This window comes from Rhizobium sp. CSW-27, assembly GCF_018760785.1.
In the GTDB taxonomy this organism is placed as follows: domain Bacteria; phylum Pseudomonadota; class Alphaproteobacteria; order Rhizobiales; family Rhizobiaceae; genus Neorhizobium.
Genome location: NZ_JAHHZO010000001.1, coordinates 36,955 through 63,564, shown reverse-complemented (window position 1 = coordinate 63,564; position 26,610 = coordinate 36,955). Strand labels below are relative to the sequence as shown.

General features: G+C 60.6%; 27 protein-coding genes, 3 tRNA genes and 1 pseudogene. 22 read left to right on the top strand and 9 right to left on the bottom strand.

The annotated features are described in order from the left end of the window. The gene (locus tag KLP42_RS00325; protein ID WP_215563717.1) at nt 1-1,338 is read left to right on the top strand and encodes a DNA cytosine methyltransferase; all 1,338 of its coding nucleotides are present in this window, start codon (nt 1-3) and stop codon (nt 1,336-1,338) included. Beyond that, nucleotides 1,331-2,119, top strand: coding sequence for an endonuclease (locus KLP42_RS00320; RefSeq protein WP_215563715.1), 789 nt, complete (start codon nt 1,331-1,333; stop codon nt 2,117-2,119). Before KLP42_RS00325 ends, KLP42_RS00320 begins: the two co-directional genes overlap by 8 nt. A 70-nt stretch (nt 2,120-2,189) precedes the next feature. On the opposite strand, the gene KLP42_RS00315 is transcribed toward KLP42_RS00320, so the two are convergent. Next, the gene (locus tag KLP42_RS00315; RefSeq protein WP_215563713.1) at nt 2,190-2,762 is read right to left on the bottom strand and encodes a recombinase family protein; all 573 of its coding nucleotides are present in this window, start codon (nt 2,760-2,762) and stop codon (nt 2,190-2,192) included. A gap of 419 nt (nt 2,763-3,181) precedes the next feature. On the opposite strand from KLP42_RS00315, the gene KLP42_RS00310 reads away from it, so the two are divergent. Further along, nucleotides 3,182-3,397: a hypothetical protein gene (locus KLP42_RS00310; protein WP_215563711.1), complete on the top strand. Its 216-nt coding sequence runs from the start codon at nt 3,182-3,184 to the stop codon at nt 3,395-3,397. Between the two features lie 251 nt (nt 3,398-3,648). On the opposite strand, the gene KLP42_RS00305 is transcribed toward KLP42_RS00310, so the two are convergent. The 7 genes from KLP42_RS00305 to KLP42_RS00275 all read right to left on the bottom strand — a co-directional run bounded on the left by KLP42_RS00305 (nt 3,649) and on the right by KLP42_RS00275 (nt 8,673). Continuing rightward, nucleotides 3,649-4,278 carry a hypothetical protein gene (locus KLP42_RS00305; protein WP_215563709.1) on the bottom strand — a complete coding sequence of 210 codons (630 nt, stop codon included), beginning with the start codon at nt 4,276-4,278 and terminating at the stop codon, nt 3,649-3,651. Beyond that, nucleotides 4,271-4,618, bottom strand: a complete 348-nt coding sequence (locus tag KLP42_RS00300) for a hypothetical protein (protein ID WP_215563707.1) — start codon at nt 4,616-4,618, stop codon at nt 4,271-4,273. The genes KLP42_RS00305 and KLP42_RS00300 overlap by 8 nt, the downstream gene beginning before the upstream one ends. A gap of 530 nt (nt 4,619-5,148) precedes the next feature. Continuing rightward, nucleotides 5,149-5,616, bottom strand: a complete 468-nt coding sequence (locus KLP42_RS27375; protein WP_502941251.1) for a Rha family transcriptional regulator — start codon at nt 5,614-5,616, stop codon at nt 5,149-5,151. A 162-nt stretch (nt 5,617-5,778) separates the two neighbouring features. Then, nucleotides 5,779-5,973, bottom strand: coding sequence for a hypothetical protein (locus KLP42_RS00290; RefSeq protein WP_215563705.1), 195 nt, complete (start codon nt 5,971-5,973; stop codon nt 5,779-5,781). 322 nt (nt 5,974-6,295) lie between these two features. Next, a complete protein-coding gene (locus KLP42_RS00285; RefSeq protein ID WP_215563703.1) occupies nt 6,296-6,709 on the bottom strand; it encodes a BRO-N domain-containing protein in 414 nt (137 codons plus the stop codon). Between the two features lie 206 nt (nt 6,710-6,915). Then, nucleotides 6,916-8,514 carry a site-specific integrase gene (locus tag KLP42_RS00280; protein WP_215563701.1) on the bottom strand — a complete coding sequence of 533 codons (1,599 nt, stop codon included), beginning with the start codon at nt 8,512-8,514 and terminating at the stop codon, nt 6,916-6,918. Nucleotides 8,515-8,597: 83 nt separating this feature from the next. Further along, nucleotides 8,598-8,673, bottom strand: a tRNA-Val gene (locus KLP42_RS00275). Between the two features lie 339 nt (nt 8,674-9,012). Here KLP42_RS00275 and KLP42_RS00270 point away from each other — a divergent pair. Together KLP42_RS00270 and KLP42_RS00265 are read left to right on the top strand one after the other, a co-directional pair. Further along, nucleotides 9,013-9,089 (top strand) — tRNA-Asp (locus KLP42_RS00270). 42 nt (nt 9,090-9,131) lie between these two features. Further along, nucleotides 9,132-9,208 (top strand) — tRNA-Asp (locus KLP42_RS00265). A gap of 318 nt (nt 9,209-9,526) precedes the next feature. Here the strand turns inward: KLP42_RS00265 and KLP42_RS00260 are convergent. Beyond that, the gene (locus tag KLP42_RS00260; RefSeq protein WP_215563699.1) at nt 9,527-9,769 is read right to left on the bottom strand and encodes a hypothetical protein; all 243 of its coding nucleotides are present in this window, start codon (nt 9,767-9,769) and stop codon (nt 9,527-9,529) included. Nucleotides 9,770-10,246: 477 nt separating this feature from the next. On the opposite strand from KLP42_RS00260, the gene KLP42_RS00255 reads away from it, so the two are divergent. The 17 genes and pseudogenes from KLP42_RS00255 (at nt 10,247) to nuoN (ending at nt 26,558) form a co-directional block, all read left to right on the top strand. Continuing rightward, on the top strand, nt 10,247-10,612 hold the full coding sequence (locus KLP42_RS00255; RefSeq protein ID WP_215563697.1) for an NADH-quinone oxidoreductase subunit A: 366 nt from the start codon (nt 10,247-10,249) through the stop codon (nt 10,610-10,612). After that, nucleotides 10,603-11,184: a NuoB/complex I 20 kDa subunit family protein gene (locus KLP42_RS00250; RefSeq protein WP_215563695.1), complete on the top strand. Its 582-nt coding sequence runs from the start codon at nt 10,603-10,605 to the stop codon at nt 11,182-11,184. Before KLP42_RS00255 ends, KLP42_RS00250 begins: the two co-directional genes overlap by 10 nt. A gap of 16 nt (nt 11,185-11,200) precedes the next feature. Then, complete coding sequence (locus tag KLP42_RS00245; protein WP_215563693.1) at nt 11,201-11,803, top strand: NADH-quinone oxidoreductase subunit C; 603 nt, start codon at nt 11,201-11,203, stop codon at nt 11,801-11,803. 96 nt (nt 11,804-11,899) lie between these two features. Continuing rightward, nucleotides 11,900-12,235 (top strand): four helix bundle protein, encoded by a 336-nt coding sequence (locus tag KLP42_RS00240; protein ID WP_502941250.1) that lies wholly within the window; start codon nt 11,900-11,902, stop codon nt 12,233-12,235. Between the two features lie 60 nt (nt 12,236-12,295). After that, on the top strand, nt 12,296-13,486 hold the full coding sequence (locus KLP42_RS00235; protein WP_215563691.1) for an NADH-quinone oxidoreductase subunit D: 1,191 nt from the start codon (nt 12,296-12,298) through the stop codon (nt 13,484-13,486). Beyond that, nucleotides 13,486-13,734: a hypothetical protein gene (locus KLP42_RS00230; protein ID WP_215563689.1), complete on the top strand. Its 249-nt coding sequence runs from the start codon at nt 13,486-13,488 to the stop codon at nt 13,732-13,734. Before KLP42_RS00235 ends, KLP42_RS00230 begins: the two co-directional genes overlap by 1 nt. A 16-nt stretch (nt 13,735-13,750) precedes the next feature. Further along, nucleotides 13,751-14,605 (top strand): annotated as a pseudogene (nuoE, locus tag KLP42_RS00225) (NADH-quinone oxidoreductase subunit NuoE); the annotation flags it as partial. Nucleotides 14,606-14,753: 148 nt separating this feature from the next. After that, on the top strand, nt 14,754-16,058 hold the full coding sequence (nuoF, locus tag KLP42_RS00220) for an NADH-quinone oxidoreductase subunit NuoF (RefSeq protein ID WP_215563685.1): 1,305 nt from the start codon (nt 14,754-14,756) through the stop codon (nt 16,056-16,058). 6 nt (nt 16,059-16,064) lie between these two features. Beyond that, nucleotides 16,065-16,772 carry a helix-hairpin-helix domain-containing protein gene (locus KLP42_RS00215; RefSeq protein ID WP_215563683.1) on the top strand — a complete coding sequence of 236 codons (708 nt, stop codon included), beginning with the start codon at nt 16,065-16,067 and terminating at the stop codon, nt 16,770-16,772. A 63-nt stretch (nt 16,773-16,835) separates the two neighbouring features. Then, nucleotides 16,836-18,917 (top strand): NADH-quinone oxidoreductase subunit NuoG, encoded by a 2,082-nt coding sequence (nuoG, locus tag KLP42_RS00210; RefSeq protein WP_215563680.1) that lies wholly within the window; start codon nt 16,836-16,838, stop codon nt 18,915-18,917. Between the two features lie 13 nt (nt 18,918-18,930). Continuing rightward, nucleotides 18,931-19,974 carry an NADH-quinone oxidoreductase subunit NuoH gene (gene nuoH / locus KLP42_RS00205; protein WP_215563678.1) on the top strand — a complete coding sequence of 348 codons (1,044 nt, stop codon included), beginning with the start codon at nt 18,931-18,933 and terminating at the stop codon, nt 19,972-19,974. 36 nt (nt 19,975-20,010) lie between these two features. Next, nucleotides 20,011-20,502, top strand: a complete 492-nt coding sequence (nuoI, locus tag KLP42_RS00200; RefSeq protein ID WP_142880297.1) for an NADH-quinone oxidoreductase subunit NuoI — start codon at nt 20,011-20,013, stop codon at nt 20,500-20,502. 130 nt (nt 20,503-20,632) lie between these two features. Next, on the top strand, nt 20,633-21,247 hold the full coding sequence (locus tag KLP42_RS00195; protein ID WP_215563676.1) for an NADH-quinone oxidoreductase subunit J: 615 nt from the start codon (nt 20,633-20,635) through the stop codon (nt 21,245-21,247). 22 nt (nt 21,248-21,269) lie between these two features. Then, nucleotides 21,270-21,578, top strand: a complete 309-nt coding sequence (gene nuoK / locus KLP42_RS00190) for an NADH-quinone oxidoreductase subunit NuoK (protein WP_215563674.1) — start codon at nt 21,270-21,272, stop codon at nt 21,576-21,578. A gap of 7 nt (nt 21,579-21,585) precedes the next feature. Further along, complete coding sequence (gene nuoL, locus KLP42_RS00185; RefSeq protein ID WP_215563672.1) at nt 21,586-23,586, top strand: NADH-quinone oxidoreductase subunit L; 2,001 nt, start codon at nt 21,586-21,588, stop codon at nt 23,584-23,586. Then, nucleotides 23,586-25,097 carry an NADH-quinone oxidoreductase subunit M gene (locus KLP42_RS00180; protein ID WP_215563671.1) on the top strand — a complete coding sequence of 504 codons (1,512 nt, stop codon included), beginning with the start codon at nt 23,586-23,588 and terminating at the stop codon, nt 25,095-25,097. The genes nuoL and KLP42_RS00180 overlap by 1 nt, the downstream gene beginning before the upstream one ends. An 18-nt stretch (nt 25,098-25,115) precedes the next feature. After that, entirely contained in the window at nt 25,116-26,558 is a 1,443-nt protein-coding gene (nuoN, locus tag KLP42_RS00175) for an NADH-quinone oxidoreductase subunit NuoN (protein WP_215563669.1), read from the top strand. Nucleotides 26,559-26,610 lie beyond the last annotated feature (52 nt).

Genomic DNA, 26,610 nt, shown 5'->3' with positions numbered 1-26,610 from the left:
ATGACGAGACCGGTCGGTATCGATTTGTTTGCAGGAGCGGGCGGGCTGAGCTTGGGCTTCGAGCAAGCTGGTTTCGACGTGCTGGCAGCCGTGGAAATCGATCCGGTCCACTGCGCGGTTCACAAATTCAATTTCCCTGATTGTGCTGTCCTTCCTCGAAGCGTTTCCGCTTTGAGCGGTGCAGACATCCGGCGGGCTGCCGGTCTTCCTGCGGATGCCCAGGTCGATGTTGTGTTCGGCGGTCCACCTTGCCAGGGCTTCTCGATGATCGGGCAGCGGTCACTCGACGACCCGCGAAACCGGCTGGTCTATGACTTTGTCCGACTGGTCACCGAACTCGACGCCAAGTACTTTGTATTTGAGAATGTGAAGGGCCTGACGGTCGGAAGGCAGAAGAAGTTCCTAGAGGAGATCGTCGAGGCGTTTCACGATGCCGGTTACGAGGTGCGTCTTCCGTGGAAGGTCTTCAATGCGAGTGAATTTGGTGTGCCGCAGCTCCGCGAGCGCCTGATCCTGATGGGTTGCAAGAAGGGGCTGAAGCTTCCGAGCTTCCCAGAGCCGACGACTAGAGGTGCGAAGGCTCGGACGTCGGATCTTCCTCCCGGCCCCACTGTGTCTGACGCTATTGGCGATCTTCCCGATGCTGATCTTTTCGCGGCGCTTGCCGACACTGACAAGGTTCCCGGCGTCAAGTTTGGATCGCCGAGCCTCTACGCTGCCGAGATGCGCGGCCTGACCAACGATGCGTGGCACTATGGTTATCGCAGAGAATGGGACCCCTCAGTCCTGACCTCATCGTGGCGCACCGACCACACGGACATCTCTAAGCGGCGTTTCGCTGAGACTCCCTCAGGACAGAATGAGCCGATCAGCAGGTTCTACAAGCTCGATGCTCAGGGCGTGTCCAACACCCTTCGGGCCGGTACTGATGGCGCTCGCGGCGCGTTCACCAGTCCACGTCCAATTCACTACAAGCACCCGCGCTGCGTGACCGTTCGCGAGATGGCAAGGCTGCACGGCTTCCCGGATTGGTTCCGCTTGCATTCTACCAAGTGGCACGGTGCCCGGCAGATCGGAAACTCTGTGCCGCCGCCGCTGGCAAGAGCTGTTGCGTCGCGGATCATAGCTGCGCTCGGTATCGAGCCGACCAGACCGACAGAGATCGTGAAGCTCGGAGACGAGGCACTTCTCTATACCACGGTTAGCGAAGCTGCGAACTTGCTAGGTGTCGCTGCTCCCAAGACCAAGCGAGATAGAAACGGCAACATCAAAAAGAGGAAGCAGCACGAGACCGAAGCCGCACGTCTTGCTGCGCTTGGAGCCTCCGCCGATGGCTAAGAAGCCGAGGGGTAGCATCTACCAACCCGTAGTTCGGAAAATCTTCACTGACAAATACAAAGAGGGCGATCACGCTTTCGAGTTCACACGTGCAGATATTGAACAGGCCGCGTTGGAACTGGGCGTCGATCCTAAGAACCTTGGGGACATTCTGTACAATGTGCGCTATCGGGCGAAGCTTCCCCCTGATATCCTTGCCACGCAGCCTGAGGGTATGGAGTGGATCATAGAGGGTGCAGGAAGATCCCGGTATCAGTTTACACTTGTTCCTCTGAACCGAATTATCCCTCGCGCTGATCTCGTTACGATTGGTGTGCCTGATGGGACACCTGAGATGATCCGCGCCTACGCGCTCGATGACGAACAAGCTCTGTTGGCTATCGTTCGGTACAATAGACTAATCGACATTTTCTTGGGGCTTACCACGTACTCCCTCCAGAACCATCTCAGGACCACGGTGAAGGGGATCGGGCAGATCGAGATCGATGAGCTGTACGTCGGTATGGACCGTTACGGCTGCCACTATGCAATACCTGTGCAAGCCAAGGGCGGAACCGATCAGATCTCGGTGGTGCAGACAAAGCAGGATCTGGCTTGGTGCGCCCAGGCCTTTCCCGACATGAGAGCGCGGGCGATCTCGGCGCAGTTCGTAGGAAGCGAGAAGGTCGCCCTCTTCGAGCTGACCGTGGAAGATAATGCCGTGAAGGTCGTGGAGGAGCGCCATTATAAGCTCGTTCCCGCTGCCGACTTGGACCCCGCAGCAATCCGCAATTATCGCTAAGCAGTCATCTGTGCGCGATTCCACGCGGGCAGGGCAGGGCGACCAAAAGACATTATCTCCCCCAGAGAAACTAAGCCGCTGTCTTTCCTTCCTTCAGCGCCCTGAAGACACTGGAACGACTCACCCCCAGCTCCGCGATGATTGCTTCGACGGTCTTACCCTGAGAGCGCATCCCGCGAACTTTGTCAGCCTTGTTACGAGCAGTCGGGGCACGGCCTCGATATTTGCCCTCTGCCTTGGCTTTGGCGATGCCTTCTCGCTGACGTTCTAGCATCAGCTCACGTTCGAACTCCGCGATGGACCCGAGCAGGTTCAGCATCAGTTTCCCGGTTGGCGTCGAGGTGTCGAGGTTCAGTGCCAGGATCTTCAGCTCCACGCCCTTTGCTTGCAGCTTGCCCATGATCTCCATCAGGTTGGCCATGGACCGTGCCAAACGGTCGAGCTTGGTGACGACCAGCGTGTCCCCTTCTCGGACATAGTCCAGGACGCGCTCCAGTTCCGGGCGCTTCGTATCCACCGACGACACCTGTTCTTGAAAGATCTTGGTGCATCCCGCCGCAGTCAGATCCCGGATTTGGCTTTCCAGTCCTGCAATCTGTTCGAGCGTAGAGGTGCGGGCGTAGCCGACGAGTGTCGAAGTCATAAGTCTCAGCTCCACAAGTTTCAATGAAGTCAATGACGTTGTGAGACTATCGGTGTCAAAAGTCAATACCCACTCTTGTGGGACTGTTTCTGCCGTGGGTGGCGAAGTGCCACAGAACCTAGGTCTAGTGAGACGAGATGATCACCAGACCGACGGCAATGCTGGACCACCTGATGTTTCGGCGGAAGACCATAAGGCCTTCGACAGATGAAGGGCGGCAGGGGGACGGGGGGACTTGCCAAGCCTGTTTTATGATCTTGGGGTCTCAGATTTTTCCGACAAACATTCCGGGTCTGGGTATGCATTTTGCACGGTCTATGGGATGCACACGCTGTCGATCATCAAGACCATGAGGATCATCACCACCATTATGGTGACCGTGTGGAAGACCAAGGATCGATCGATGTTCTCTGGTTTTCATGTTCATCACCATCCTCGGAGGGACTGAAGATAGTTCGGGACGGATCTCAGCACGATTTTCTGCAAGATCCGACATCGACGCGGCCCCCTGGCATCGTTACGAATGGGGCATGAAACGCGATCTCATGGCTTTTGTAATCATCGCTCTGCTGCTCCTGCTGATCTGCACGACCGTAGCTGGGGTCGCTATGCGCCTCTACGAAGTTGTCGGCTGATCCTCGTCGTCTCCGGCGATGATGACGAAGATCATGGTCGATATATCAGGCTAACTGTAACGCCTCACTCTCTGGTCGGACTGTTCGATGGTCGTAAGACCAGAGAACCCAGAGGCTGTACGTGACGATGGACTGAGGAGGGAATGAACATGGATGGTCGATCCTCATGCCCTCCTCGAAGCCCACCTTCTGTCTGCCTCTAGGTCTCGTTTGCTATCTTAACTATGGGTATGGACGAGAAAATGGGACACTCATCCTCCTGCCCTATGCTCCATCGTCTTCACCAGCCGTGAAACTGTCTGCTTCGGCCATCCCGTCTGCCTCACGACAGAGGCTTGGGAATGACCAGCAGCTATCAGTTCACGGATGACCTGTGTCTTCGTCTCCACCTTCCTTGGCTTTGGACCCTTGGTCTTCATCTCCTCCTTCAGGGCAGCGCTGACAGCAGCCTGTCCTTCCGGCGTGACGAGGACGCATTGGGTCTTCCTGCCTCCGTGGTCGAAGGTGATGGGGATGACAAGACCATCCTCCACCCCCTCACGGGTCGCCTGAGGAACGCGCTCATACCGGGGCTTGGTCACCTCCGGTGCGCAGATCATCGGGACTTCCTTGGTCGTCAGGACACGGACAACGGCTCCGATCTTCTCCAGCGCATCGGTCACCTTCTGGGACGACAGACCGAGTTGGTCGGAGAGTTTCGAGATGGTCAGGCATCCTGTGACGATCTCCCCCGTGAGGGGGTTGATAATCTCACCGCGCTTGCGTCTGGCCGCGTAGGGGAAGCCACGACCATCATCGCTGGGGACGAAGGTCAAAGGCTTCCCTCCACGGGCAATCGCGGCTTCTCTCTGGGCAGCGATCCACGCTGCGAAATCAGCCACGGAGCGACCTCTTGGCTGGTCCCCCGCAGCGCGTCAGGTTGGACTTGCGAAGGTCGAGGCGGTCACGGCTGCGGTAACGGATGACTTCACCTCTTCCGGCTCGCATGATCTCGCGAGCGACTGGGACGATGTTCCCGAAGCGCTGGTCATGAGCGCAGACGTACTGCTGGCCCTTGCCGTTGCCGCTGAGGTACCAGTTCAGGGTCAGGTGCTCTGTCACGAAGCGGTCGAAATCATCCCGGTCGATCATGACCGAGGAACCACATTTGAGGGTGACGAAGACCGTCAGGCCGTCTTTGGAGAAGCGGATGGGACGTTTGGTTTCAATCGGGTTATGCATGTGAAGGTCTCATGATTGGTTGCGTTGCAGAGCGTCCTGCGCTCTCAGAACCCGCCCCTCCCGTCCGCTGCCGGGGGCCTGTGAAGGGGACACACGCGCACACGCCAGCGACCAACACGGACCTTCACGAACATGGAAGGCGCGGGCGGTGCAGCGATGGACAGGGACTGGAGGGGGACGAGAAGGGCGAGTCGTGAGAGAGCAGCTTAGGGGCCGCTGCCGGTCACTGACAGGCTGTCATGGGTAGATGATCACCCACATGTCACAGTGGGGTCTATCCAATTTTGGAGGCACCTAAAAAGCTCCCCCGGCAGTCCCCACGCGCCAGCAAACTGGAGCGATGAGGACCGACCGAGGGCAAGGCTGTCAGGAACATGGCTGAGATACCCATCTCCCAGATGTCGGGGACGGATGACCTTTGGGCTTATCCAGATAGAAGGGGTAATGGCCGAGGAACCTCGAATTCTTCTACCCTATGTGGCGGGTAATCGACGGGCGGTCGGATCACGGGCCAGGGCCGCAGGTTTTCCTTATTGCAGGGGTAAATGCCTTCTTCCCGGTGAAGCCCATGGCAAGGAGAGTGAACCCGTCACGGTCATATCGAACGAGCGGTAGGTCTGATCGTTCTGCGGATGGACGTAGGGGGTCTCCTGAAAAATCAGGACACCCATCGCCATCTGAATACCCTCAAAATTGAGCGCAATGGCGGAGCATAGCCTAGCATAGTGCTGAAAACCCAGCAGTATGTGCATTGTCACCCCAAGCTCCATCCAGCGGTCCACGATGCGGGCGCGGAGGGCGACCGAGTAACCGGAAACGAGGATCATGGTCTCGCGCTTGGGGAGATTGAAGCAGGGACGCTGCTCTCCTTTGGTGTCGATGTAGACCGACGCAAATTTGCGTTCGTTGATTTCGAGATCAGCGAGAATGACACGGATATCCCGCATCACATCAGCGTGACGCTTACCAGTCAGCTCTGCGATCTCGCGGCTGGACATGGTGAGGACGGAGGGGGGCTCGACAAAATTGACGCACCCCCCGCCTAGATGCCCTCAAATCTGAGGAGATCTCCGACATGGTATTCCCCCAACGGTGGATGACCCCTGCTGAAAAATCAGCAAGCCCCGCCAGATCGACCGGCAGGGCTCCTCTATCAGATCTCAGACCGCTGCCGTCTCTGCGGCCCTTCTGGTCTTCCTGACGAACTCCCAGCGCCTCATCTTGCCGTCAGGGTGTTCGAACCAGTGGCGACGGTCAAAGGCGAACTCGAAGCTGTTGGTCTCCAAGGTGAAGTCGAGGAAGCCGAGGATTTCGATTTTGAGCGTGAAGCGTCCAATGCTGAATGCGATTTCCATGTCAGTCCGTAGTCATGCTGTTGCGAATGATCACGTTCCGGCCAGAACGGGGATTGGATAACGCAGCCAAGAGTCAGGCGTCAAGTCAGAAAATCATTCAAAATCATATGGATAGTTGGCAAGGTAGATAGATCGGATGCGATGGAATTGCTGGCGTATGGCGAGCTTTGCACTGACACCGTGCAAATAGGGGTTAACGTCACGTTTCGTTACATTTGCGGGGGGGCTATCGAAGACTTTGGACGCATTCCGTCAGAACTCTCGGCTTCACGTGATCGAGGGGGTGACCATTCACCGGAAAATTCCGGGCAATGACAAAGCCTCATGCACCGAGCTTCTGTGGATTTGTTTCCACGGTGGAAATAATTGGCTTGCCGTGCGCCATTCGCTCGCCGGTCTTCACCTTCTCCTCACCGGCCACGTACATGCCATCCTTACGGATCGCGGGGAGGACTTCACGGGTGACCCAGTCTTGGAACTTACGGGCCTCCGGTTTGTCGGAGCGCATGATGAGCTTGTAGAGACCGGACTCGGAGATGATCGATACGGACCTCTGCCCTTTCTGTATCTGATACAGAGAGCGTTCATCATCAGCCAAGCGCGCTACGGCATAGCCGCGAGCTTTCTCCGTGATACCAAGCACGTTCGTCACGTCCATCGCAACGAACCACGGCTGGCCGTCGATCTCGACTACGCGAACGGTGTTGGAGAAAGCGGACTCGGAGATGAGATCCATGTCCTTACGACCACTAGGGGTCTGAATTTTTGAGACCCCGGTTCGGGAAGCTAATGTTGATCCGATCCACATTAGACCGGACTCGGTGATGAACGCGAGGAAACAGACCCCGTGAGATTGGAAGAGAGTGGTTAGCGCGACAGATGCCGGGTAGTTTGACTACCATTCTTTCATTTTCCGTGAGGGGGCCGGGACTCACTGGGAGTTCACCCCTCCAAGTCGATCCTTGGAACCTTCGCCATCTCCTTCGCCAGCCCCGGCAGCAGCGCTTGGCTGCGACCATAGCCTTCGTCTGATGCGCCTGTGGTGCGCCCTGTTATATAAAGACGAGCTTTGTCGAGGACGCCCCCGGTTACGCAGCGGTCTTCGAAGAGGTGACGCCATCCGTGGTTAGGTGCCAGCTCGGCGCGTTTGATGCCGACTTCACCCCTCAGCCATTCGGAGATGTTCGGCTGGGACCGAGGCGGGAAGATGCGCTTTCCGGCTGGGCAGGATTTGACGAAGTCGATCAGTCCTTCGTCGATCAGCGCAGGGTGGACCGGCACCTTTCGAATGCTGTTCCTGTTTTTCAGGGACTTCCCGCCCTTGGTCGTCAATTCGAAGAACCAGTCGTCACCGACTTGGAAGAAGTCCTCACGGCGAAGCTGGGCCACTTCATTGATACGCGCACCTGAATAGGCGCACATCCACGGAAGCCACCGCAGTTCCGGCTTCTTTTCTTTCCTTGCTGCGAGAAGGGTGGCGCGGGCTTCGTCCAGGGTGAATGTCCGGTCCTCACTCGCCACCGGTGCCGCATCTGGTGTTGTGACGAGATGCAGCGGGTGAACGTCAGGAAAGACCGCACCAAGGGTTTGTTCTCGTGCCCACTGGATCACGGTCTTCAGGTTCTGGATGCGCTGCCCCACGGTGTTGTTCGACAGCTTACCATCCGCCAGCATTGCCCGTTTCCATCGGTCGGCTTCTTGCGCTGTTACGGTGCTGATCAGGTCGCTGCCACGGAAGGCCACGAACTCGGCAGCAGCAAGCCGGAACTTCCTCACCGTTGCATCCCTCATAGGCGCGGCATCTTTCCCTGCGGCCTTGTTAGAGACCTGAGTATCGATGACGCTGTCAAACGTCAGTTCGTCTGTGGACCGGTCACCGGCTGGACTGCTGGTCTTCGGCCTCACAACCTCCAAGGGCGGGTACTTCGCCGCCCCGGTGTCTGGCGAATAGTCCCCTTCGGCTCGCCTGAGGGTGACCATGGCAGCATCGTCGAGACTATCCACAACAAGTTCGAGGAGTCGTACTCGCTGTTCAGGATCCAGTTGGACGCACTGGTGAGCGAGGAAAGCGTCTACCATCGGGCCGAAGCGCTTGCTGAGTCCTGCGGCCTTTCGCGACTCACCACCGATGGCGAGGGGGTTCACCTTTCCGACCCTCGCTGCTGCGTTCGTGTCCAGCACCTTCATCCACAGGGAAGGGCTTCCCGGCTCGTCCTCGAACGCCGTCACGAAGGCGTTCCTGAGGGCACCTGCGAGGGCGACCAACTGCTTGTGAGTGAGTCGCTCCACGGGCTTTCGCTGCATTGCCCAATAGCGTTGGAGGAAGTCGTAGGTCTCAGCGAAACGAACCTTCGCAGTGGCCGCTTTGGCCGTCTCCAGCGAGACCTTCACGAACTCGCCTATGCGGACCTCACGGGGGCGACCATCGACAGGAACGGTCACGGTCACGCCTTTGAGGCGGTCTTTCAGATCGGAAGGGACGCGAACCCGGAGATAGTAGTTGGGGCCAATCCTGATCGGAGTAGGCATCGACAGACCCATGATGTGTACCACCCATGTGTACCAGAACAGGTGGCGCAAACGTCAACAAATTCAGATTGTTCAGCGATATCAAGGGGATAGAATGGTGGGCGATGAGAGACTCGAACTCCCGACATCCTCGGTGTAAACGAGGCGCTCTACCAACTGAGCTAATCGCCCGTCCGCTGTGCGGTTCGTGTCCGCCGCGTCGGTGGCCGTGATCTATGCGGATCGCGGGAATGACGCAAGAGGGTTTGTGAAGTTTTTTTGATTTTTTTGCGGGCCGAAACGGGCTGGTGCGTGAAAAGCCCTGCCGTGCCGGGCATTTCAGCAGATGCGAAAGTGTGTCCGTCCACAGGCTGCCCCGGAGCGTGAAACCGGGCCGTGCCAGAAAGCGCATCGCGTCACCGTTTTGTCGTGAAACCTGCTTGACACCCCGAGATGAACCCCTTAGAGAGCCGCTCATCGACTGGCGCTGCCGGTCGGCGGGAAGACTTCTTCCTTCCCTGGAAACGATGCGCGGGTGTAGCTCAGTCGGTTAGAGTGCCGGCCTGTCACGCCGGAGGTCGCGGGTTCGAGCCCCGTCACTCGCGCCATTTCCAGAAAAAGAAGGCGGATGTTTGTTCATCCGAAGATGCGCGGGTGTAGCTCAGTCGGTTAGAGTGCCGGCCTGTCACGCCGGAGGTCGCGGGTTCGAGCCCCGTCACTCGCGCCATTTTAATCTCTCCGGTTTTTCATGAAGGCATGATCGATGCCTGCGGGCAGTCGAACATCTTGCGTTCTGCGCCGCTGTGCTCCTTGCCTTGTGCCTTGTGCCTTGTGCCTTGTGCCTTGTGCCGTGTCCCCGTGGCTCCCCATGTCTTCCGCTGCCGGGTATGCCCGCGACAGGCTGGCGTCTTGCCGCCTGCGGGCGGGCGAAGCCGGCCGGTTGCGCGGGGAGGGGGGAATGGTTGCGCCGGTGGAGTGCGTGGATGCGCAGATTCTCGCCCGACGGCGGGCAGCAGGTCATGCTGCGCCGCAGCAGGCACAGAGCCTATTCCGAGCCGCGCTCGGAGGCGGCGATCTGCTCGTCCACCTCCTCCATCAGTCTGTCGTGCGGTGTTTTGTCGCCCGGTTGGCGTCCAGGTGAGACGGCACGGCGCACGGCCTCCTCCTCTGCCTCGCTTGGTTGCGGCAGGCGGGAGCTGTCATCGGGCAGGCCGCCGGCTGTCTGGCCGATCGGGGCCTCGCGCGACCGGTCATTCGCGCCGTCGGTCATTTTCTCGTGATGGGTCATGCCGGATCTCCTTGTATTGACCCCTGCCTAACCATGTCGCGCGCCAATGGTGCCAAGCCCCGGAAAATGTGACTTTATCGCGTTCATCACTCTCTGCGAATATTTCCGACATCCTGTTGCATATGCCCCGTAGGGTGCCTATCTACAACTCGGTCGCCATGAGCGTGCGGAAATTGCTGCAGAGTTTGCATATCCTAAAATCCGCAACTAAACCGTTTGCTGAACATGATGATTTTTATCATCTTTTTGCAATGGCCATGCGATCATCTGTCGGCTTCGCCAAGGTGAGGTCCGAGTCTGAATCAACAACGACTGGCCGTGGCACTTTGTGTCATTTTGGTGCTGGATGTGGCGCTCAAAAGTCTTGCGCCGCGATGCGGGCTGCGCTAGTCACGGCTTGTTGCAATGCACGTTCGCTTGCCGCGCATTCGCTCATGTGCCGCCCGGGCACCGCTTGGCAAGCAGGGATCGAATACCATGACTGAACTTCTCAGTTCCTATGTCCCGATCGCGATTTTCATCGGAATCTCCCTCGTGATCGGCCTGGCGCTTCTGATTGCGCCGTTCGCCGTTGCCTACAAGGCGCCCGATTCGGAAAAGCTCTCGGCTTACGAGTGCGGCTTCAATGCCTTCGACGACGCGCGCATGAAGTTCGACATTCGCTTCTACCTGGTGTCGATCCTCTTCATCATCTTTGACCTGGAAGTCGCCTTCCTGTTCCCCTGGGCCGTGTCCTTCGGCGAGATCGGTTGGTTCGGATTCTGGTCCATGATGGTGTTCCTCGGCGTCCTCACCATCGGCTTCATCTATGAATGGAAGAAAGGAGCGCTCGAATGGGAGTGATGGATCCTTCGTCCACCCTCATCGCGCCGCAGCCCAAGGGGATCATCGATCCCAATACGGGCAAGCCCATCGGCAGCGACGATGCCTTCTTCGGCGAGATCAACAATGAGCTCGCCGACAAGGGTTTTCTGGTTACCTCGACCGACGAGCTGATCAACTGGGCCCGCACCGGCTCGCTGATGTGGATGACCTTCGGTCTGGCCTGCTGCGCCGTGGAAATGATGCAGCTGTCGATGCCGCGCTACGACGTCGAGCGTTTCGGCTTTGCGCCGCGCGCCAGCCCGCGCCAGTCCGACGTGATGATCGTCGCCGGCACGCTGACCAACAAGATGGCCCCGGCGCTGCGCAAGGTCTATGACCAGATGCCTGAGCCGCGTTACGTGATCTCCATGGGCTCCTGTGCCAATGGCGGTGGCTATTATCACTATTCCTACTCGGTGGTCCGCGGCTGCGACCGCGTCGTACCCGTCGATATCTATGTTCCGGGCTGTCCCCCCACGGCAGAAGCCCTGCTGTACGGGGTCCTTCTGCTGCAGAAGAAGATCCGCCGGACCGGTACGATCGAGCGCTGAGGGCGAGGACGTGAACATGAATGAAGCCCTGAACGAATTTGCCGCCTACCTGGCCGAAGTCCGGCCGGGTCTGGTTGCCGAGACGAAGGTTGCCTTCGGCGAGCTGACGCTTTCGGTCGAGGCCGACAAGCTGATCTCGCTCGTCACCTTCCTGCGCGACGATGTGCAGGCCGGTTTCGTCAACCTGATCGATGTCTGCGGCGTCGACTGGCCGAAGCGCGAGCGCCGCTTCGACGTGGTCTATCACCTGATGTCGCCGCGCCAGAACATGCGCATCCGCATCAAGGTGCAGACGGCCGAGGATGTGCCGGTTCCCTCGCTCACGGGCATCTTCCCGGGCGCCGACTGGTTCGAGCGCGAGGCCTGGGACCTCTACGGCATCCTCTTCACCGGCCATCCGGACCTGCGCCGCATCCTGACGGATTACGGCTTCGAAGGTCATCCGCTGCGCAAGGATTTCCCGACCACCGGTTTCGTCGAGGTTCGCTACGACGACAGCGCCAAGCGCGTCGTCTACGAGCCCGTGGAACTGCGCCAGGAATTCCGCAGCTTCGATTTCCTGAGCCCCTGGGAAGGCACGGACTACGTGCTGCCGGGGGATGAGAAGGCCAAGGCTTGATTGGGTTTTACGGCGAATAGCGAGTAGCGAATAGCGAATAGTTGTCGCCACAAGGAAAGGATTAGGCAGACGATCAGCTCTTACAAGGATCTCAAGGTGTGGCAGCAGGCCATTGAACTGGCAGTCGAATGCTACCGTTGCACCGAGAACTTTCTCAAGAGCGAGGCTTACGGACTGACAGCCCAGATACGACGGGCCGCCGCATCGGTGGCAGCCAATATCGCGGAAGGGCATGGTCGGGAAAATACCGGAAGCTTCGTGCAGTTTCTGAGGATCGCTCAGGGATCGCTGAAAGAGTTGGAGACGCATGTGATCATTGCGCGGAGGGTTGATATTCTCCCGCAACAGCCGTTTCAGAGCTTGATGGAACAATGCGATGAAATTGGTCGGATGATGCGTGCGCTGATCAGAAGCCTGCAGGAGAAGACATGAGCGGCATAGATCAACTATTCGCTATTCGCTATTCGCTAATCACCAGCGCGGAGCGCGCCAATGACTGAACATAACGTCCGCAATTTCAACATCAACTTCGGGCCGCAGCATCCTGCGGCTCACGGCGTGTTGCGGCTTGTTCTTGAGCTGGACGGCGAGATCGTCGAGCGCGTGGACCCGCATATCGGGCTTCTGCACCGCGGCACCGAAAAGCTGATCGAGACCAAGACCTATCTGCAGGCGCTGCCTTATTTCGACCGGCTCGATTACGTCGCGCCGATGAACCAGGAGCATGCCTACTGTCTCGCGGTGGAAAAGCTGCTCGGTATCACGGTTCCGATCCGCGGCCAGCTGATCCGCGTTCTCTACTCGGAAATCGGCCGCATCCTCTCGCATCTGCTCAACGTCACCACGCAGGCCATGGACGTCGGCGCGCTGACGCCGCCGCTGTGGGGCTTCGAGGAGCGCGAGAAGCTGATGGTGTTTTATGAGCGCGCCTCCGGCTCGCGCATGCACGCTGCCTATTTCCGTCCGGGCGGCGTCCATCAGGACCTGCCGGTGGAGCTGGTGGAAGACATCGGCAAGTGGTGCGATGCCTTCCCGAAGGCGCTGGACGACATCGATGCGCTCGTCACCGACAACCGCATCTTCAAGCAGCGCAACGTCGATATCGGTGTGGTCAAGCTGGAAGATGCCTGGGCCTGGGGCTTCTCGGGCGTGATGGTGCGCGGTTCCGGCGCCAAGTGGGACCTGCGCAAGTCGCAGCCCTACGAGTGCTATGCCGATCTCGACTTCGACATCATGATCGGCAAGAACGGCGATTGCTACGACCGTTACCTCATCCGCATGTTCGAAATGCGCGAAGCGGTGAAGATCATGAAGCAGTGCGTCAACCGCCTGCTGTCCGATGCCAAGACCGGCCCGGTCTCTTCCGTCGATGGCAAGATCGTTCCGCCGAAGCGTGGCGAGATGAAGCGGTCGATGGAAGCGCTGATCCATCACTTCAAGCTCTATACCGAGGGCTTCCACGTGCCGGAAGGCGAGGTCTACGCGGCCGTTGAAGCGCCGAAGGGCGAATTCGGCGTCTATCTGGTCGGCGACGGCACCAACAAGCCGTATCGCTGCAAGATCCGCGCTCCGGGTTATGCGCATCTGCAGGCCATGGATTTCCTGTGCCGCGGCCATCAGCTCGCGGACGTCTCGGCCATCCTGGGTTCGATCGATATCGTGTTCGGAGAGGTGGACCGCTGATGGGCCGCACGCTCCTCCTTCTTGGCGGTCTGCTCGCCTCGGGTTCTGCGCTGGCGCAGACCTCGGAGCCGAGCACGCAGAGCGGCGGAGCATCGGAAACCATGGCGCATCTGCTCTCCAGGGAGTATGAAATCAAGGCGGCCGTGCCCAATGGAACGAAGCTCATCGTTTTCCTGCAGAAGGGCACGTCGGCTTATGCCTGTGAATTCGTGAGTGTCACGAAGACGCGGTGCGGATCTGTCAATTGATAAGGCGTGAGAAAGAATGTCCGTTCGTCGACTAGCCGAAGATCAGTTCCAGCCGGCAGCCTTTGCCTTCACTGCGGAGAACGCAGCATGGGCGGAGGCGACGATCCGGAAATATCCCGAGGGTCGCCAGCAATCGGCCGTCATCCCTCTGCTCATGCGTGCGCAGGAGCAGGACGGCTGGGTGACCCGCGCGGCGATCGAGTTCATCGCGCAGAAACTCGCGATGCCCTATATCCGCGTGCTGGAGGTCGCGACCTTCTACACCCAGTTCCAGCTGAAGCCGATCGGCACGAAGGCCCACATCCAGGTGTGCGGTACAACGCCGTGCATGCTCAGAGGTTCCGAGGCGCTGATGGAGGTCTGCAAGCGCAAGATCCATCACGAGCCCTTCGAACGCAACGAGAGCGGCACGCTGTCCTGGGAAGAGGTCGAATGTCAGGGCGCCTGCGTCAACGCGCCGATGGTGATGATCTTCAAGGATGCCTATGAGGACCTGACGCCCGAGCGTCTGGAAGAGATCATCGACGCGTTCGAGGCAGGCAAGGGTGCCGAGGTCAAGACCGGTCCGCAGATCGACCGCCACACGTCGGCGCCGGCAGGCGGCCCGGTAACGCTTCTCGACGAGATCAGGCCGGTTCGCAGCAATCTCGATCCGAAGCCGGCCGAAGAAGCCGTTTCGGTTCCGCCTGGCGATGCAGGCCGGCCGAAGGATACGGCAGCCGAAACCAATCCGGCGGTGAAGACGCCGGTCACGGCGCCGGCTGCCGCGCAGGCCAATGCCAAGGCCGCCGAGGCCGGGCCGCTGTCGGGCACCGAAAAGAGCGTGCCGGATCCGAAGGCCGTCGGCAGCACGGCGGAAGGTGCGCCGGCCGAAGGGTCGGATGTCGCCGGCACCAAGAAGTAAGCAGAACCGGGGAAGGGGCAGAGCGCCTTCTTCCCTCGGGCCGCACCCGGAAGGCCGGGCGCATCACGCATTTGACAAGCCGGCCGGAAGTGGCCGCGGACTGGTGGAATAGATCATGTTGAAAGATCAGGATCGCATCTTTACCAACATCTACGGCCTCAAGGACAAGTCGCTGAAGGGCGCGATGAGCCGTGGCCACTGGGACGGCACCAAGGAGATCATTGAGAAGGGCCGCGACTGGATCATCAACGAGATGAAGGCGTCGGGTCTGCGCGGTCGCGGTGGCGCCGGCTTCCCCACCGGTCTCAAGTGGTCCTTCATGCCGAAGGAATCCGATGGCCGTCCGCATTATCTCGTCGTCAATGCCGACGAGTCGGAGCCCGGCACCTGCAAGGACCGCGAGATCATGCGCCACGATCCGCACACGCTGATCGAAGGCTGCGTGATTGCCGGTTTCGCCATGGGCGCCCACACCGCCTATATCTATGTGCGCGGCGAATACATGCGCGAGCGCGAGGCGCTGCAGGCGGCGATCGACGAATGCTATGATGCAGGGCTTCTCGGCCGCAACAACAAGAACGGCTGGGATTTCGACGTCTACGTCCATCACGGCGCCGGCGCCTATATCTGCGGCGAGGAAACCGCGCTGCTCGAAAGCCTTGAAGGCAAGAAGGGCCAGCCGCGCCTGAAGCCGCCGTTCCCGGCCAACATGGGCCTCTACGGCTGCCCGACCACGGTCAACAACGTCGAATCGATCGCTGTTGCCCCGACCATCCTGCGTCGCGGCGCCTCCTGGTTCTCCTCCTTCGGTCGCCCGAACAATGTCGGCACCAAGCTGTTCATGGTCTCCGGCCACGTCAACAAGCCCTGCACCTTCGAGGAGCAGATGAGCCTGACGTTCCGCGAACTGATCGAGCATCACTGCGGCGGCATCCGCGGCGGCTGGGACAACCTGCTCGCCGTCATCCCCGGCGGCGCCTCCTGTCCGGTCGTCAAGGGCGAGGACATGAAGGATGCCATCATGGACTTCGACGGCATGCGCGACGTGAAGTCGTCCTTCGGCACCGGCGGCATGATCGTCATGGACAAGTCGACCGACATCATCAAGGCGATCTGGCGCATCGCGGCCTTCTTCAAGCATGAGAGCTGCGGCCAGTGCACGCCGTGCCGCGAAGGCACGGGCTGGATGATGCGCGTTCTCGAGCGCATGGTGCAGGGCAAGGCGCAGAAGCGCGAAATCGACATGCTGTTCCAGGTCTCCAAGCAGATCGAGGGACACACGATCTGCGCGCTGGGCGACGCGGCCGCCTGGCCGGTCCAGGGTCTGATCCGCAATTTCCGCCCGGAGATCGAAGCACGCATCGACCAGTACACGGCCAATGCGACGAAGGACGGCGCGGTTCTGGTGGCTGCGGAGTAAGTACGGATGGCGGACGGGACAAACGGCAAGGATCGGGAACAGCAGGGGCCGGCGTCGTCGCTCGGCTTCACGCTGCCCTTTGCCGATGAAGTCCCGGCCGGTGCGCTGGCCAATCCGGTCGCGGTGATGGCTGCGGCAACGGCGGCCAGCGTTGCGATCGGAACGCAGTTCGCCACCGCCTTCCTTGGCCTGATGCAGGCATCGATGGATGCGGCGGCCCGGTCGGAGCCGAAGACGGATCAACCGAACGCTGCTCCGGAACCGTCTGTAAGTCAGGCCGAACCGGCGCATGCACCGGTTGCGCCGGTCGAGTCCGCTCCGGTTGCCGAAGCGCCGAGCAAGGCTAAGGCCAAGCCGGTGCGCAAGGTGGCCGAACCGGTTGCCGTCAAGGCAGACGCGCCAGTAAAGGCGACGGCCAGACGCATGAAGGCCGCCCCTTCTGTCGCGGAGCCGGCCCCGGCGCCGAAGGCAAAGGCGGTGAAGTCAAAGGCATCGAAGCCCGCTGCCCGCAAGGCGAAGGCGGATGACCTGAAGAAGATCTCGGGCATCGGCCCGAAGCTGGAAGACCTGCTGAACGGCATGGGTGTGGCGAGTTACGCCGCCATCGCCGCTTGGACGGACAAGGACGTGGAGCATTTCGACCGGGAGCTGGGGCTCGACGGCCGCATTGCCAAGGATGATTGGATCGCGCAGGCCAAGGCGCTGCTGCGGTGACGGAATGTGTCGCCGGCTTCTCGTCAAAGAGGGCAGGGGACTGGAAACAGGACGTAAGTGACGATGGTTAAGCTCAAGGTTGACGGCAAAGAGATCGAGGTTCCGGATCACTTCACGCTGTTGCAGGCGTGCGAGGAAGCTGGTGCCGAAGTTCCGCGCTTCTGTTTCCATGAACGCCTGTCGGTGGCCGGAAACTGCCGCATGTGTCTGATCGAGGTGAAGGGTGGCCCGCCGAAGCCGGCAGCCTCCTGCGCCATGGGCGTGCGCGATATTCGTGGTGGCCCGAACGGCGAGCTGCCGGAAGTCTACACCAACACGCCGATGGTCAAGAAGGCCCGCGAAGGCGTGATGGAATTCCTGCTGATCAACCACCCGCTCGACTGCCCGATCTGCGACCAGGGCGGCGAATGCGATCTGCAGGACCAGGCCATGGCCTTCGGCATGGACGCCTCCCGTTACACGGAGAACAAGCGCGCCGTCGAAGACAAGTATATCGGCCCGCTCGTCAAGACGGTGATGAACCGCTGCATCCACTGCACGCGCTGCGTCCGCTTCACGACGGAAGTGGGCGGCATTTCCGAACTCGGCCTGATCGGCCGCGGCGAGGATGCCGAAATCACCACCTATCTCGAACAGGCGATGACCTCCGAGCTGCAGGGCAATGTGATCGACCTGTGCCCGGTCGGCGCGCTCACCTCGCGGCCCTTCGCCTTCACCGCCCGTCCGTGGGAACTCGGCAAGACCGAATCGATCGACGTGATGGATGCCGTCGGCTCCGCGATCCGCGTCGATACCCGCGGCCGCGAAGTCATGCGCATCATGCCGCGCGTCAACGAGGCCGTGAACGAGGAGTGGATCTCCGACAAGACCCGCTTCATCTGGGATGGCCTGAAGACGCAGCGTCTCGATCGCCCCTATGTTCGCCGTGACGGCCGCCTGCAGCCGGCAAGCTGGGGTGAAGCCTTTGCCGCCATCAAGACCGCCGTTGCCGCCACCAAGGGCGACAAGATCGGCGCGATCGCCGGCGACATGGCCTCCGTCGAGGAAATGTATGCGCTGAAGGAACTGCTGACCGCGCTCGGTTCGCAGAACATGGACTGCCGCCAGGACGGCGCCAAGTTCGATCCGTCCCTCGGCCGCGCCAGCTATATCCTGAACTCCACCATCCAGGGCATTGAAGAGGCGGACGCGCTGCTTCTGATCGGCGCCAATCCGCGCTTCGAAGCCGCCGTGCTCAACGCCCGCATCCGCAAGCGCTGGCGCCGTGGCAACTTCCCGATCGGCGTGATCGGCGAAGCGTCCGAACTGCGTTACGCCTATGACTATCTCGGCGCCGGCACCGACACGCTGACCGATCTGGTCAACGGTTCGAACGGTTTCGTCGAGAAGCTGCGCAATGCCAAGAAGCCGCTGATCATCGTCGGCTCGGGTGCCGTCACCCGTGATGACGGGGCAGGCGTTCTGGCGGCTGCGGCCAGCCTTGCCGTCTCCGTCGGCGCCGTCGGCGAAGAGTGGAACGGTTTCGGCGTGCTGCATACGGCAGCCTCGCGTGTCGGCGGTCTCGATCTCGGCTTCGTGCCGGGCCCGAATGGCGCCAATGCCGCCACCATGCTGCGGGCGATGGACGTTCTGTTCCTGCTCGGGGCGGACGAAATGGAATTTGCCTCCAGGCATGCCAAGTTCACCGTCTATATCGGCAGCCATGGCGATGCCGGCGCGCACAATGCCGACGTCATCCTGCCGGGTGCCGCCTACACGGAAAAGTCGGGCACCTGGGTCAACCTGGAAGGCCGCGTCCAGATGGGCAACCGCGCCGGCTTTGCGCCGGGCGAGGCCCGCGAGGAATGGGCGATCCTGCGTGCACTCTCCGACGTGCTCGGCAAGAAGCTGCCCTTCGATTCGCTGTCGCAGCTGCGCGCCAGGCTCTATGCCGCCTATCCGCATTTCGCCGAGCTGGACGAGATCGCGGCCGGTGCGGCGGACGATATTGCAACGCTTGCGAAAAAACCGGTGAGCCTCGGAAAGTCCGGGTTTGCGTCCCCGATCAAAGACTTCTATCTGACGAACCCGATCGCACGCGCTTCGGCCGTGATGGCCGAGTGTTCGGCGCTGGCCCGCAACAACTTCAAGGCTGCGGCTGAGTAAAGGCTGATTTGACATGGACTCCTTCTTCTTGACCTATCTCTGGCCGGCGATCGTGATGATCGGTCAGTCCCTGTTGCTGCTGGTCTGCCTTCTGGTCTTCATTGCCTACATCCTGCTGGCCGACCGCAAGATCTGGGCTGCCGTGCAGCTGCGCCGCGGTCCGAACGTCGTCGGTCCCTGGGGTCTGTTTCAGTCCTTCGCCGACCTTCTGAAGTTCGTCTTCAAGGAGCCGATCATCCCGGCCGGCTCCAACAAGGGTGTGTTCCTGCTGGCGCCGCTCGTCTCCGTCACGCTGGCGCTTGCGACCTGGGCCGTCATCCCGGTCAACGAGAACTGGGTGATCGCCAACATCAATGTCGGCATTCTCTATGTGTTCGCCATCTCCTCGCTCGAGGTCTATGGCATCATCATGGGCGGCTGGGCGTCGAACTCGAAATATCCCTTTCTCGGCGCGCTGCGTTCGGCAGCGCAGATGGTGTCCTATGAAGTGTCGATGGGTCTCATCATCGTCACGGTGCTGCTGACGGTCGGCTCGCTGAACCTGACCGACATCGTCGCCGGCCAGAAGGACGGCATCGGGACCATGATCGGCCTGCCGAACTCCTTCCTCGACTGGAACTGGCTCGTCCTGTTCCCGGCCATGGTGATCTTCTTCATCTCGGCGCTCGCCGAAACCAACCGTCCGCCCTTCGACCTGCCGGAAGCGGAATCCGAGCTGGTCGCCGGCTTCATGGTGGAATATGGCTCCACGCCCTACATGATGTTCATGCTCGGCGAGTATGCTGCCATCGTGCTGATGTGCGCGCTCACCACCATCCTGTTCCTCGGCGGCTGGCTGCCGCCGCTCGATATCGCGGTCCTCAACTGGGTTCCGGGCATCATCTGGTTCATCCTGAAGGGCATGTTCGTCTTCTTCATGTTCGCCATGGTGAAGGCTTTCGTTCCGCGCTACCGCTATGACCAGCTGATGCGGCTGGGCTGGAAGGTCTTCCTTCCGATGTCGCTCGTTCTGGTCATCGTCACTGCATTCGTTGTCAAGCTGACGGCCGGCGCCTGATCGGCGCCGCCACCCGGCTTCACCTGGAGAATAACAATGGCAAGTCTGGCACAATCCGTCAGTTCGCTGTTCCTGAAGGAGTTCGTTTCGGCTTTCTTCCTGTCGATGCGCTACTTCTTCAAGCAGAAGGCCACGATCAACTATCCCTTCGAGAAGGGTCCGGTCAGCCCGCGCTTCCGTGGCGAGCATGCGCTGCGCCGCTATCCGAACGGGGAGGAGCGCTGCATCGCCTGCAAGCTGTGCGAAGCCATCTGTCCTGCCCAGGCCATCACCATCGAAGCCGGCCCGCGCCGCAATGACGGCACCCGCCGCACGGTGCGCTACGACATCGACATGGTGAAGTGCATCTATTGCGGCTTCTGCCAGGAAGCCTGCCCGGTCGATGCCATCGTCGAAGGTCCGAACTTCGAGTTCTCCACGGAGACACGCGAGGAACTCTACTTCGACAAGCAGCGCCTGCTCGACAATGGCGACCGCTGGGAACGCGAAATCGCGCGCAACATCGCGATCGACGCGCCGTACCGCTGATCGAATGACACTGCCGGCGCCGCCCTGGTGCCGGATCGACCACAAGCATGAGGCCTGGCCGGTGAAACCGACCGCCGGGTTTTGACGGTGAGGGGCAGGGCCCCGCCGGGGAAGACGAAAAGGCACCACTATGGGTTTGCAGGCTGTTTTCTTCTATTTGTTCGCCTTCGTCGCGGTGGCATCTGCGTTCATGGTCATCTCGGCCAGGAACCCCGTGCACTCGGTTCTGTTCCTGATCCTGGTCTTCTTCAACTCGGCGGGCATGTTCCTGCTGACCGGGGCGGAATTCCTCGCGATGATCCTGCTCGTCGTCTATATCGGCGCCGTGGCGGTTCTGTTCCTCTTCGTCGTGATGATGCTCGACATCGATTTTGCCGAACTGCGCTCCGGCTTCATGCAGAATGCGCCGATGGGTGCACTGGTCGGGCTGATCCTCGCCGCCGAACTGATCATCGTGGTGGGCGGCAGCGTGATCACGCCGCAGGCCGCCCAGTCGATCACCACGCCGATCCCGTCGCCGGCTGCCCGCACCAACACCGCAGCGCTCGGTGATTTGCTCTATACGAACTACGTCTATTTCTTCCAGGTGGCAGGTCTCGTTCTCCTCGTGGCCATGATCGGTGCGATCGTGCTGACGCTGCGCCACCGGCAGAACATCAAGCGCCAGGACATTTCCAGGCAGGTCGCCCGCACGCCGGCAACGGCTGTCGAGGTGGTCAAGGTCAAGCCCGGTCAGGGCGTCTGAGCGCGATCAAGGAACAGCGAATATGGAAATCGGACTTTCTCATTACCTGACCGTCAGCGCCATTCTCTTCACGCTTGGCGTGTTCGGCATCTTCCTGAACCGGAAGAACGTGATCATCATCCTGATGTCGATCGAGCTCATCCTGCTGTCGGTCAACCTGAACATGGTGGCGTTCTCGTCCTTCCTGAACGACATCGTCGGCCAGGTCTTCGCGCTGTTCATCCTCACCGTCGCGGCGGCGGAAGCCGCGATCGGTCTTGCAATTCTGGTGGTCTTCTACCGCAACCGCGGCTCCATCGCGGTCGAAGACATCAACATGATGAAGGGCTGATCAGGTCATGATCTACAAGGCTATCGTCTTTCTTCCCCTGATCGGCTTCCTGGTCGCCGGCCTGTTCGGCCGTTCGATCGGGGCCAAGGCCTCCGAATATGTCACCACCGGCCTGATGGTCGTCGCCGCCGTCCTGTCGTGGATCGTCTTCTTCAACGTGGCGCTCGGCCACGCCGAAGGCCATGAGGTGATCAAGGTCAGCGTGCTGCGCTGGATCCAGTCCGGCGGCCTCGATTTCGAGTGGGCCTTCCGCATCGACACGCTCACCTCGGTGATGTTCGTCGTGGTGAACTCGGTCTCCTGTCTCGTTCACCTCTACTCGATCGGCTACATGCACCACGATCCGCATCGGCCGCGCTTCTTTGCCTATCTGTCGCTGTTCACCTTCGCCATGCTGATGCTGGTGACCTCCGACAACCTGGCGCAGATGTTCTTCGGCTGGGAAGGCGTGGGTCTTGCCTCCTATCTGCTGATCGGCTTCTGGTTCAAGAAGCCGTCGGCTTCGGCGGCCGCGATGAAGGCCTTCATCGTCAACCGCGTCGGCGACTTCGGCTTCGTGCTCGGCATTTCCGGCGTGTTCGTGCTGTTCGGCTCGATCAACTTCGACACCATCTTCGCGACCGCCCAGACCTATCTGCCGGCGGAAGGAGCGGCTGATGCGCAGCAGGCCGTGATCAACCTGTTCGGCATGCAGCTCGACAAGGCGCATGCCATTACCGGCGTCTGCCTGTTGCTCTTCATGGGCGCCATGGGCAAGTCGGCGCAGTTCCTGCTGCACACCTGGCTGCCGGACGCGATGGAAGGCCCGACGCCCGTTTCGGCCCTCATTCACGCCGCAACCATGGTCACCGCCGGCGTCTTCCTCGTGGCCCGCATGTCGCCGCTGTTCGAACTGTCGCCGGATGCGCTGACCTTCGTGACGATCATCGGCGCGATCACCGCCTTCTTCGCCGCGACCGTCGGCCTGGTGCAGAACGACATCAAGCGCGTGATTGCCTATTCGACCTGCTCGCAGCTCGGCTACATGTTCGTGGCGCTTGGCGTCGGTGCCTACGGCGCGGCCGTGTTCCACCTGTTCACGCACGCCTTCTTCAAGGCTCTGCTGTTCCTCGGCGCCGGCTCGGTCATCCACGCCGTCGATGGCGAGCAGGACATGCGCTACATGGGCGGCCTGCGCAAGCACATCCCCTATACTTTCTGGGCGATGACCATCGGCAATCTGGCGCTGACCGGCGTCGGCATTCCCGGCACCATGTTCGGCTTTGCCGGCTTCTTCTCGAAGGACGTGATCATCGAGTCCTCCTACGCCTCCCATTCGGCCGTGTCGGGCTTTGCCTTCACGCTGCTGGTGGTGGCGGCTCTGTTCACCAGCTTCTATTCCTGGCGTCTCGCCTTCCTCACCTTCTTCGGCAAGCCGCGCGCCTCGTCGGATGTCATGCATCACGTGCATGAATCGCCGCTGGTGATGCTGCTGCCGCTCGCCTTCCTCACGGTGGGTGCGGTGTTTGCCGGTGTGGTCTTCGAAGGTCACTTCTTCGGCGACGAATACCAGGAGTTCTGGAAGGGCGCGCTGTTCACCTCCGCCCACAACGAGATCCTGCACGAGTTCCACCACGTGCCGCTCTGGGTAAAGTGGAGCCCGTTCATCGCCATGCTGACCGGTCTCGTGACCGCCTGGTACATGTACATCAAGTCGCCGTCGACGCCGAAGCGTCTCGCCGAAAACCACCGGGTTCTCTACCAGTTCCTGCTCAACAAGTGGTATTTCGACGAACTCTACGACTTCCTCTTCGTCCGTTCCGCCAAGGCGCTTGGCCGGTTCCTGTGGAAGAAGGGTGACGTCGCCGTCATCGACGCCTATGGCCCGAACGGCATTGCCGCCCGCGTCGCGGATATCACCCGCGGTGTCGTGCGCCTGCAGTCCGGTTACCTCTATCACTATGCGTTTGCGATGCTGATCGGCATCGCAGCCCTCGTCACCTGGATGATGCTCGGGAGTTCCTTCTGATGACCGATTGGCCGATTCTTTCCACGGTCACCTTCCTGCCGCTGGTCGGTGTTGTTCTTCTGCTTCTGACGCGGGAGGACGGCCCCTTCGGCCGCCGGAATATCCTGAACGTGTCGCTTTTGACGACGGTGTTCACCTTCGTGGTGTCGCTGTTCATCTGGATCGGGTTCGACAATGCGAACCCTGGCTTCCAGATGGTGGAAAAGCATGAATGGATGAACACCGGCATCGCCTATCACCTGGGCGTCGACGGCATCTCCATGCTCTTCGTGATCCTGACGACCTTCCTGATGCCCTTCTGCGTGCTCGCAAGCTGGGACTCGATCGAGAAGCGCCTGAAGGAATACATGATCGCCTTCCTGCTTCTGGAAGTGGTGATGATCGGTGTCTTCGTCTCGCTCGACATCGTTCTCTTCTACGTCTTCTTCGAAGCCACCCTCGTGCCGATGTTCATCATCATCGGCGTGTGGGGCGGCAAGGATCGCGTCTACGCCTCCTACAAGTTCTTCCTCTACACGCTGCTCGGCTCCGTTCTGATGATGGTCGCCATCATGGCCATGTACTGGCAGGCGGGCACGACCGACATTACGGCGCTGCTGAAGTTCGGCTTTCCGGCCGGTCTGCAAACCTGGCTATGGCTTGCCTTCTTCGCCTCGTTCGCGGTCAAGATGCCGATGTGGCCGGTGCATACCTGGCTGCCGGATGCGCACGTGCAGGCGCCCACCGCAGGCTCGGTTATCCTGGCCGGCGTCATGCTGAAGCTCGGCGGCTACGGTTTCATCCGCTTCTCGCTTGCGATGTTCCCGCTTGCCTCTGACTACTTTGCCCCCTTCGTCTTCACGCTGTCGGTTCTCGCCATCATCTACACCTCGCTGGTCGCGATGATGCAGGATGACATCAAGAAGCTGATCGCCTATTCCTCCGTTGCCCACATGGGCTACGTGACCATGGGCATCTTCGCGGCCAATCAGCAGGGCGTGCAGGGTGCGATCTTCCAGATGCTGTCGCACGGCATCGTGTCGGGCGCGCTCTTCCTCTGCGTCGGCGTGATCTATGACCGCCTGCATACCCGCGAGATCGCGGCCTATGGCGGCCTCGTCAACAACATGCCGAAATATGCCGTGGCCTTCATGATCTTCACCATGGCCAATGTCGGTCTTCCCGGCACCTCCGGCTTCGTCGGCGAGTTCCTGACGATCATCGGCGTGTTCCGCGTCAACACCTGGGTGGCGCTGTTTGCCGCCACGGGCGTGATCCTCTCGGCTTCTTATGCGCTGTGGCTCTATCGCCGGGTCATCTTCGGTGCCCTGGAAAAGGAAAGCCTGAAGAGCCTCCTCGACCTCAGCACCCGCGAGAAGATCGTGCTCTATCCGCTGGTCATCCTGACCATCTTCTTCGGCGTCTATCCGGCTCCGGTCTTCGACGCGACCGCCGCTTCGGTGGACTTGCTGGTCAACAACTATTCCGCTGCCCTTCAGGCAGCTGGGAAACTGGCACTCCTGGTGCACTGAGACGGGACACGATTGGACATGACTGCTGAAATCCTGCTTGCGAGCTTGCAGATCTCGACGCCCGAGCTGATCCTGGCGATCGGCGCGCTGGCGCTGCTGATGATCGGCGTTTTCTCGGGCGACCGGTCGGCTCCGACGGTCACCGGGCTGGCCGTGGCGATCATGATCGCCGCCGGCCTGTGGCTGGTCCTCGTTCCGGTCCAGGGCGAAGCCTGGGGCGGCGCCTTCATCCTCGATCCGTTCAGCCGGTTCATGAAGGTGATCGCGCTGGTCGGCTCCATCACCGCCATGGTGATGACGGTGGGCAATGCCCGCTCGGAGCAGCTGGACCGTTTCGAATTCCCGGTCCTGCTGCTGCTCGCCACGCTCGGCATGATGCTGCTGATCTCGGCAAACGACCTGATCGCGCTCTATCTCGGCCTCGAACTTATGTCGCTCGCGCTCTACGTCGTCGCCGCCATCAACCGCGACAGCCTGCGTTCGACGGAAGCCGGCCTGAAGTATTTCGTGCTCGGCGCGCTGTCGTCCGGCATGCTGCTCTACGGCATGTCGCTGATCTACGGCTTCACCGGCAATACCGGCCTCGATAACATCGCGGCCGTGCTGACCGCCGAAACCCGTTCGCTCGGCGTGGTGTTCGGTCTGGTCTTCATTCTGGCCGGTCTCGCCTTCAAGATCTCCGCCGTGCCGTTCCACATGTGGACGCCGGACGTCTATGAGGGTGCGCCGACCCCGGTGACGGCCTTCTTCGCCTCGGGTCCGAAGGTTGCCGCCATGGCCGTCTTCGTGCGTGTCGTGACCGAAGCCTTCATGCCGGTCTTTGCCGACTGGCAGCAGGTGGTGGTGTTCATCTCGATTGCCTCGATGCTGCTCGGTTCGTTTGCTGCCATCGGCCAGAAGAACATCAAGCGCCTGATGGCCTATTCCTCGATCGGTCACATGGGCTATGCGCTGGTCGGCCTTGCCTCCGGTTCGCAGTCCGGCGTGTCGGGCGTCGCGCTCTACATGCTGATCTACATGGTGATGACGCTCGGCACTTTCGCCTGCATCATGGCAATGCGCCGCAAGGATGGCGGTTCGGTCGAGAACATCGACGATCTCGCCGGTCTCTCTTCGACCAATCCCTTCATGGCGCTCGTCATGACGGCGCTGATGTTCTCGCTGGCCGGCATCCCGCCTTTCGCGGGCTTCTGGGCCAAGTGGTTCGTCATCCTGCCGGCCATCGAAGCCAAGCTCTATGCACTGGCCGTTATCGGTGTTCTCGCCTCCGTCGTCGGTGCCTATTACTATCTGCGCGTCATCAAGGTGATGTGGTTCGATGCGGCGGCCGGTGAATTCGGGCGCATCTCCGGCGAGCTGCGTCTGGTCTTCGGCCTGTCCGGCCTGTTCGTCACGGCCTATGTGCTGTTCGGCGGCCCGGTCGGCAGCGCGGCGGAAGCCGCCGCGAAGGCCTTCTTTTGAGGACGAGCGGGCGAGGGGGGCGCTACTCCCTCGACGCCTTCCGCCATGTGGC

Bases quoted from the DNA above. Each gene is read 5' to 3' on its own strand.
- KLP42_RS00325 (WP_215563717.1), top strand. From the start codon at position 1: ATGACGAGACCGGTCGGTATCGATTTGTTTGCAGGAGCGGGCGGGCTG.
- KLP42_RS00315 (WP_215563713.1), bottom strand. From the start codon at position 2,762: ATGACTTCGACACTCGTCGGCTACGCCCGCACCTCTACGCTCGAACAG.
- KLP42_RS00290 (WP_215563705.1), bottom strand. From the start codon at position 5,973: ATGGAAATCGCATTCAGCATTGGACGCTTCACGCTCAAAATCGAAATC.
- KLP42_RS00310 (WP_215563711.1), top strand. From the start codon at position 3,182: ATGTTCATCACCATCCTCGGAGGGACTGAAGATAGTTCGGGACGGATC.
- KLP42_RS00195 (WP_215563676.1), top strand. From the start codon at position 20,633: ATGGGTTTGCAGGCTGTTTTCTTCTATTTGTTCGCCTTCGTCGCGGTG.
- KLP42_RS00320 (WP_215563715.1), top strand. From the start codon at position 1,331: ATGGCTAAGAAGCCGAGGGGTAGCATCTACCAACCCGTAGTTCGGAAA.
- nuoL (WP_215563672.1), top strand. From the start codon at position 21,586: ATGATCTACAAGGCTATCGTCTTTCTTCCCCTGATCGGCTTCCTGGTC.
- KLP42_RS00255 (WP_215563697.1), top strand. From the start codon at position 10,247: ATGACTGAACTTCTCAGTTCCTATGTCCCGATCGCGATTTTCATCGGA.
- nuoI (WP_142880297.1), top strand. From the start codon at position 20,011: ATGGCAAGTCTGGCACAATCCGTCAGTTCGCTGTTCCTGAAGGAGTTC.
- nuoH (WP_215563678.1), top strand. From the start codon at position 18,931: ATGGACTCCTTCTTCTTGACCTATCTCTGGCCGGCGATCGTGATGATC.
- KLP42_RS00280 (WP_215563701.1), bottom strand. From the start codon at position 8,514: ATGGGTCTGTCGATGCCTACTCCGATCAGGATTGGCCCCAACTACTAT.
- KLP42_RS27375 (WP_502941251.1), bottom strand. From the start codon at position 5,616: ATGTCCAGCCGCGAGATCGCAGAGCTGACTGGTAAGCGTCACGCTGAT.
- KLP42_RS00245 (WP_215563693.1), top strand. From the start codon at position 11,201: ATGAATGAAGCCCTGAACGAATTTGCCGCCTACCTGGCCGAAGTCCGG.
- KLP42_RS00180 (WP_215563671.1), top strand. From the start codon at position 23,586: ATGACCGATTGGCCGATTCTTTCCACGGTCACCTTCCTGCCGCTGGTC.
- KLP42_RS00300 (WP_215563707.1), bottom strand. From the start codon at position 4,618: ATGCATAACCCGATTGAAACCAAACGTCCCATCCGCTTCTCCAAAGAC.
- nuoK (WP_215563674.1), top strand. From the start codon at position 21,270: ATGGAAATCGGACTTTCTCATTACCTGACCGTCAGCGCCATTCTCTTC.
- KLP42_RS00215 (WP_215563683.1), top strand. From the start codon at position 16,065: ATGGCGGACGGGACAAACGGCAAGGATCGGGAACAGCAGGGGCCGGCG.
- KLP42_RS00235 (WP_215563691.1), top strand. From the start codon at position 12,296: ATGACTGAACATAACGTCCGCAATTTCAACATCAACTTCGGGCCGCAG.
- nuoN (WP_215563669.1), top strand. From the start codon at position 25,116: ATGACTGCTGAAATCCTGCTTGCGAGCTTGCAGATCTCGACGCCCGAG.
- nuoF (WP_215563685.1), top strand. From the start codon at position 14,754: ATGTTGAAAGATCAGGATCGCATCTTTACCAACATCTACGGCCTCAAG.
- nuoG (WP_215563680.1), top strand. From the start codon at position 16,836: ATGGTTAAGCTCAAGGTTGACGGCAAAGAGATCGAGGTTCCGGATCAC.
- KLP42_RS00250 (WP_215563695.1), top strand. From the start codon at position 10,603: ATGGGAGTGATGGATCCTTCGTCCACCCTCATCGCGCCGCAGCCCAAG.
- KLP42_RS00285 (WP_215563703.1), bottom strand. From the start codon at position 6,709: ATGGATCTCATCTCCGAGTCCGCTTTCTCCAACACCGTTCGCGTAGTC.
- KLP42_RS00260 (WP_215563699.1), bottom strand. From the start codon at position 9,769: ATGACCCATCACGAGAAAATGACCGACGGCGCGAATGACCGGTCGCGC.
- KLP42_RS00230 (WP_215563689.1), top strand. From the start codon at position 13,486: ATGGGCCGCACGCTCCTCCTTCTTGGCGGTCTGCTCGCCTCGGGTTCT.